This window comes from Verrucomicrobiia bacterium, from assembly GCA_019634635.1.
In the GTDB taxonomy this organism is placed as follows: domain Bacteria; phylum Verrucomicrobiota; class Verrucomicrobiia; order Limisphaerales; family UBA9464; genus UBA9464.
The window spans coordinates 301,526-307,525 of sequence record JAHCBB010000002.1 but is presented as its reverse complement, the minus strand read 5'-3'; the positions used below and the strand labels follow the sequence as shown (position 1 = coordinate 307,525).

Annotated in this window: 6 protein-coding genes; 5 read left to right on the top strand and 1 reads right to left on the bottom strand. The window is 64.0% G+C overall.

Annotation, left to right across the window (positions count from 1 at the left end):
- Nucleotides 1–298: 298 nt before the first annotated feature.
- The 3 genes from KF791_02640 to KF791_02630 all read left to right on the top strand — a co-directional run bounded on the left by KF791_02640 (nt 299) and on the right by KF791_02630 (nt 3,160).
- Entirely contained in the window at nt 299–1,102 is an 804-nt protein-coding gene (locus KF791_02640) for a type II secretion system protein (GenBank protein MBX3731473.1), read from the top strand.
- A 107-nt stretch (nt 1,103–1,209) separates the two neighbouring features.
- Nucleotides 1,210–1,953, top strand: coding sequence for a TerC family protein (locus KF791_02635; GenBank protein MBX3731472.1), 744 nt, complete (start codon nt 1,210–1,212; stop codon nt 1,951–1,953).
- Between the two features lie 52 nt (nt 1,954–2,005).
- Nucleotides 2,006–3,160, top strand: a complete 1,155-nt coding sequence (locus KF791_02630; protein MBX3731471.1) for an aminotransferase class V-fold PLP-dependent enzyme — start codon at nt 2,006–2,008, stop codon at nt 3,158–3,160.
- A gap of 115 nt (nt 3,161–3,275) precedes the next feature.
- On the opposite strand, the gene KF791_02625 is transcribed toward KF791_02630, so the two are convergent.
- Nucleotides 3,276–4,301 (bottom strand): glutamine synthetase beta-grasp domain-containing protein, encoded by a 1,026-nt coding sequence (locus KF791_02625; GenBank protein MBX3731470.1) that lies wholly within the window; start codon nt 4,299–4,301, stop codon nt 3,276–3,278.
- A gap of 232 nt (nt 4,302–4,533) precedes the next feature.
- On the opposite strand from KF791_02625, the gene KF791_02620 reads away from it, so the two are divergent.
- Nucleotides 4,534–4,932 (top strand): serine/threonine protein phosphatase, encoded by a 399-nt coding sequence (locus KF791_02620; GenBank protein ID MBX3731469.1) that lies wholly within the window; start codon nt 4,534–4,536, stop codon nt 4,930–4,932.
- Nucleotides 4,929–5,783 (top strand): serine/threonine-protein phosphatase, encoded by an 855-nt coding sequence (locus KF791_02615; protein ID MBX3731468.1) that lies wholly within the window; start codon nt 4,929–4,931, stop codon nt 5,781–5,783. Before KF791_02620 ends, KF791_02615 begins: the two co-directional genes overlap by 4 nt.
- Nucleotides 5,784–6,000 lie beyond the last annotated feature (217 nt).

The following is a 6,000-nucleotide window of genomic DNA, read 5'->3' as shown; positions in this document are numbered from 1 at the left end:
CCGAACCGTACGCGCCACCGGGAGTCTGGCCTGTGGGGACTCCACGAGTGAACGGCTCCGCGGAGCGCCCCACCGGCAACAATGCGAGCCACAAGGACCCCCGCGTGAACCTCACGCAGCCCGCGCCAATTCCCCGCCGAATGGGCCCTGCGCTGGGGGAATGCCCCCAAAACCCGGAGGATTCCGCAGAATTTCCGCGATGGCACCGCTGATGCTCACCATGGGGAGAAAGGCGTTGACACCAAAAGTGAGCGATCACTATCGTGCCCGCCACACAACTCCGTCACACACTCCAATTATGAATCGTCTCCGTAAACAAAAGATCAGCGCGTTCACGCTGATCGAACTCCTCGTGGTGATCGCGATCATCGCGATCCTCGCCGGAATGCTGCTGCCCGCCCTGGCCAAGGCCAAGGCGAGGGCGAACCGCATTGCGTGCGTCAACAATCTGAAGAACGTCGGTCTGGCGCTCCGGATCTTCGCAACGGACCAGGGCGGCCGCTTCCCTTGGGACATCAGCACCAATGAAGGTGGCGCGGCCGAGTACGTCGGCACCGCGGCCGCCATGTTCCCGATGGGCCCCGGCGTCCCCGCCGGTCAGGCCAACAACCCAACTTGGGCTGTCTTCGCCGTTCTCTCCAATGAGCTGAGCACCCCGAAGATCGTGGCCTGCCCCTCGGACAGCGACACCCGCATCGCCCCGAACTGGCTCGCGCTGGTCTTCTCCAATCAGTTCAAGGGGAACTCGAGCGTCAGCTACTTCCTTGGCCTGACCGCCAACGAGGAGAACCCCCAGACCATCCTCAGCGGCGATCGTAACATCACCAACAACATCGGGTCCACGCCGCCGGTGTTTGACGGTGGCACCGGCCCGTCCACCAAGGGCGTTCGGGTGATCCTGAAGGGTATCGGACCCCAGGCGTTGGTGAATACGACCTTGGGCTACAGTGGCAAGATCCACCAGAACGCCGGCAATCTGCTGCTGGGCGACGGCTCGGTGCAGCAGCTCACCTCGGGTCGTCTTCGCGAACAGGTTCGTGACTCGATCCAGAGCACGGGCGGCACGGAGGAGTGGATTTTCCCGTACCGCAACGGCCAGTAAGCCAACTCCTGCAGCCGACAGGCTTTCAAAGGGCGTCCTTCGGGACGCCCTTTTTTTGATCTGCTGAGACATTCTACAGAAGGCCGAATGCCCCGAGATCGCCCGGAATGAACGCCCTGACCAACCCCGACCTGTGGATCGGCCTTGCCGTGCTCACACTGCTCGAAATCGTCCTGGGCATAGACAACCTCATCTTCATTTCCATCCTCAGCGGCAAACTACCCGAGGAACAGCGGTCCCGCGCCCGGCGCATCGGTCTTTCACTCGCACTGGTCACCCGGATCCTGCTGCTGCTGTCCCTTGCCTGGGTCATCCGGTTGGAACGTCCGTTCTGGACCTTTTCCGTCGCGGGATACGAGCTCGCGGTCTCGGTTCGCGACGTAATTCTTGTGGCGGGCGGACTGTTCCTCCTCGGGAAGAGCACCTACGAGATCCACGAAAAACTCGAGGGCGACGACGGGGCCAAGACCCCGGCCCGGGCCGTCAGCTTCCAGTCCGTGGTGGTCCAGATCATCCTGCTCGACATCGTGTTCTCACTCGACTCCGTGATCACCGCCATCGGCACGGTCCGCCAGGTCTGGGTGATGGTCACCGCGGTGGGGCTGTCCATGATCGTGATGCTGGTGTTCGTGAACCAGATCGGGACGTTTGTGGAGCGGCATCCGACCATCAAGATGCTGGCCCTCTCCTTCCTGATCCTGATCGGCACCATGCTGGTTGCCGAGGGATTCCATCAGCATATCCCCCGCGGATACATCTACTTCGCCATGGCTTTCTCCGTGGGCGTCGAACTGCTGAACATGCGGGTTCGAACCGCGCAACGCGTGACCTTGCATCAGCCCTACCGGTAGGGACCCGTTCGAAGGTTGGTTCCGCCGGCCGCCTCGGTCATGCTGGCGGCACATGACGGTACAGGAGGTGCAGGCCGACGAGGGGCTCCGGCGGGAGGAGTTCCCGGTGGCCGGGCGCAAAATCTTTCTCGCCCACGCCGCCGCCTGCCCCCTGCCCCGGCGCGTGGCCGACGCCATCAGTGCCCGTGCGCGGTCAGGAACCGGGGACGACCAGGAGGCCGGGCTCCCGCCGGGGTACTTCAGTGACACCCGCCGGTTGATTGCCGGGGTGCTGGGCGCACAGCCGTCGGAGATCGCCTTCGTCGGTCCGACGTCGCTGGCCCTCAGCTACGTGGCCGCCGGCCTGCCCTGGAAACGCGGTCAGAACGTGGTGATCTATCACGACGACTATCCGTCAAACGTCTATCCATGGATGGCCCTGGCGGACCGTGGCGTCGAGGTGCGCCTGATGACTCTGCGGGAGCTGGGACGCATCCGGCTGGTGGACGTGCAGTCGCAGGTGGACGAAGCCACGCGTCTGGTCGCCCTTGCGAGCTGCCACTTCATCTCCGGCTGGCGCCTGGACTTGGAGCCCCTGGGCCGGTGGCTGCGTTCGCGCGGCATTCTGTTTTGCCTGGATGCCATCCAAACCCTTGGCGCCTTCCCCACCCCGGCGGGCTCCGTGGATTTCATGGCGGCCGATGCCCACAAGTGGCTGCTCGGACCCTGCGGCGCCGGCGTGTTGTACGTGCGCCGTGAGGTCCAGGACCTCCTTCAGCCGGTGGTCCACGGATGGCACAACATCCGGTGTCCGGATTTCATCACCCTCGACGCCATCAAGTTCCGGGACGATGCCCGACGCTACGAGGCGGGTTCCCAAAATCTGGTGGGCCTGGCGGGATTGCGGGCCTGCTTCGCGATGGTGGAGGACGTCGGTTTGGACGCCATCGCCGCAGACCTGGCATCCAAGCGGTTGTGGCTGGTCCCGCGCCTTCAGGAACTCGGCTGCGAGGTGCTGTTTCCGGATCCGCCTGCGGCCCATGGGGGTGGCATCACGACCTTCGCCCATCCCGCGACGGATTCGGTGACCCTGCACGCCCGTCTGGCGGATGCCGGCATCGTGACCTCACTGCGGACCCAGCGGGACGGCCGCCGCTGGATCCGCGTGAGTCCGCACTTTTACAATACCCAGGCCGAACTGGAGCGATTCCTCGAAGTTCTCGGGTAGCTTCCCGGGAAGTCCCGCGTGGAAACGGTTGGGGCGGTGCTTTCGCACCGCCCCGATCTCCGTCAATGGCTCCCGGGACGCAGATCGCGCCCCGGCTTCAGACACGGAAGCCGGACTACTGGGTCGGCACCGTCGCAATCGTCTGCAGGATGCGGCTCGCGATCCGATAGGGATCACCCTGGGAATTCGGACGGCGGTCCTCCAAGTACCCTTTGTAGCCGTTGTTCACGAAACTGTGCGGCACCCGGATGGACGCACCGCGGTTGGCGAGACCGTAGTTGAACTTGTCAATGGACTGGGTCTCGTGAAGCCCGGTCAGTCGCATGTGATTGTCCGGACCGTACACGGCGATGTGCTCGTTCTTGTACTTGTCGAATGCCGCCATGAGCTTCTCGAAGTACGCTTGTCCGCCGACCTCGCGCAGATGCTTCGTGGAGAAATTCGCGTGCATGCCCGAACCGTTCCAGTCCACATCCTTGCCCAGCGGCTTGCAGTGCCAGTTCACGTCCACGCAGTACGACTCGCACAGGCGCAGCAGGAGGTACCGGGCCATCCAGACTTGGTCCGCAGCCGTTCGCGAGCCCTTGCCGAAGATTTGGAACTCCCACTGTCCCTTGGCCACCTCGGCATTGATGCCTTCGTGGTTGATGCCGGCCTCCAGGCAGAGATCGAGGTGCTTCTCGACAATCTCCCGGGCGATGTTGCCCACGTTCTTGTAGCCGACACCCGTGTAGTACTCCCCCTGGGGCGGAGGGAATCCGCCTCCCGGCGGAAAGCCCAGCGGCGCGCCATCCTTGTAGAGGAAGTACTCCTGCTCGAACCCGAACCAGGCGTCCGGATCATCCAGAATCGTCGCCCGGGAATTGGAGGGATGCGGCGTCTTGCCATCCGGCATCATCACCTCGCACATGACCAGCGCGCCGTTGGAGCGGGCGGCATCGGGATAGACGGCGACCGGCTTGAGCATGCAGTCGGAGCTCTTGCCCTCCGCCTGGCGGGTGGAGCTGCCGTCAAAGCCCCACAACGGGAGCTGTTCGAGCTTGGGGAAGCTGTCGTACTCCTTGATCTGGGTTTTACCGCGGAGATTTGGAACGGGTTCGTAGCCGTCGAGCCAAATGTATTCGAGTTTGTATTTCGCCATGGATGGGAATTCAGAGTTGCTATGAAGTGCCAACGAATCGGCGGACCCGGAGAGCAGTCGGAATGCCGCCCTCCGACCAAGGTGCCCCCAGAGGCTTCATGGAAGCAAGTCGCTGTTACATCCATTTGAGCTTGAACAAGATGCAATGCTTGAATTTCCCGCGCATTCCATCGCGACCGAGACGGAGCTTGTTTCGAATCGCCCATCCCGGTCGAATCCGGCCAGCCGCCTCATGCTGAAGGTCAAAGACACCCTGCGGGCCACGGTTCACCTCACCTTCGATGGTCGGGTGATCAAGACCTTTCTCGGCCCCAATGCCGCGGACCGCTTTGCCAACGAGGTCCGGGTGTTGAAGCACCTGGAGGCCAGGGAGTGTCCGTTCGTGCCGCGCCTCCTGGACGCCGATCCCGCGCGACTGCGCCTGGTGACCACGAACTGTGGCACCCGTGTCGAGCACCTCGATGAGGCGCGATTGAAGGAGCTGTTCACGGAACTCGAGGCCTATGGGGTGCGACACGACGATCCCGAGCGGCGCAACGTGACGTACCGGCAGGCGGACGGCCGCTTCTGCATCATTGATTTCGAGTTCGCCACGCTCCTTCCGGAGACGCCTCCCGCCACCCCTGCATGAGTGACTCCCTGCCGCCCGCGTCGTCCTCGACGTCCCCGAACCGCCTCCAATGGTCTGCCCGGACCGACCGCGGGCGGATCCGTCCGAACAACGAGGATGCCTTTCTCGGCCTGCGATTCGACGCCCGGGAGGTGCAGCGTCTCGGGGGCTTCGGCGAGGCCACCACGGAACAGCACGATTACGTGTTTGCGGTGAGTGACGGCATGGGCGGTGCCAATGCCGGGGAGTTTGCGAGCCGGCTGGCGGTGGAGCAGATCACCGCGCTGCTGCCACGATCCTTTCACCAACAGGCGGCCGGGATGAACCCGGGGTACCCCGACGTCCTCGGCGACCTGTTCGCCAAGATTCATCGGGCGATCAAATACTGGGGGGGCAGCTATGAGGAATGCGCCAACATGGGGGCCACCCTCAGCCTGTGCTGGTTCACGCCGGGCTGGATGTACTTCGGTCACATCGGGGACAGCCGGATCTACTACCTTCCGGCCGGGGCGGGGGCCCTGCGACAGTTGAGCCACGACGACACCCACGTGGGCTGGCTCTTCCGGAACGGCAAGATCAATGAGCGCGAGGCGCGCACGCATCCGCGCCGCAATGTGCTCCAGAAGGCCCTGGGCGGCGGCAACCAGTTCGTGGACCCGCAGGTGGGTGCGGTGGGCTATGAACCCGGGGACTGCTTCCTGCTGTGCACCGACGGACTCATCGGCGGCCTGTTTGACTCCCAGATCGAGGAGTCCCTGCGCCAGGGAATCCCCGAGGCCGCGTCCCTTACCCGTGCGACCCGGCTGGTGGCCGATGCCGTCACTGCGGACGGGCGGGACAACACCACCGCGCTGATCGTTCAGATCGCGTAGTGGCCGGATCGGAACCATCGGCCACACCAAGTGAACAACGCTGTCGGAAGGCAAAAATGCCCGGGCAGCCAATGGCGGCTCACAGGCCGCCCTTATTGGCCACCCGGGCAGAATCCACCGGGCGATCCGGATCCGGCGAAACGGGCCAAGTCCCTGCAGACCAAGCTTCGGAACGGATGCCAGTGGGAGCTGCGACCCGGGAGCCAGAACGTGTCCG

Bases quoted from the DNA above. Each gene is read 5' to 3' on its own strand.
- KF791_02640 (MBX3731473.1), top strand. From the start codon at position 299: ATGAATCGTCTCCGTAAACAAAAGATCAGCGCGTTCACGCTGATCGAA.
- KF791_02635 (MBX3731472.1), top strand. From the start codon at position 1,210: ATGAACGCCCTGACCAACCCCGACCTGTGGATCGGCCTTGCCGTGCTC.
- KF791_02630 (MBX3731471.1), top strand. From the start codon at position 2,006: ATGACGGTACAGGAGGTGCAGGCCGACGAGGGGCTCCGGCGGGAGGAG.
- KF791_02625 (MBX3731470.1), bottom strand. From the start codon at position 4,301: ATGGCGAAATACAAACTCGAATACATTTGGCTCGACGGCTACGAACCC.
- KF791_02620 (MBX3731469.1), top strand. From the start codon at position 4,534: ATGCTGAAGGTCAAAGACACCCTGCGGGCCACGGTTCACCTCACCTTC.
- KF791_02615 (MBX3731468.1), top strand. From the start codon at position 4,929: ATGAGTGACTCCCTGCCGCCCGCGTCGTCCTCGACGTCCCCGAACCGC.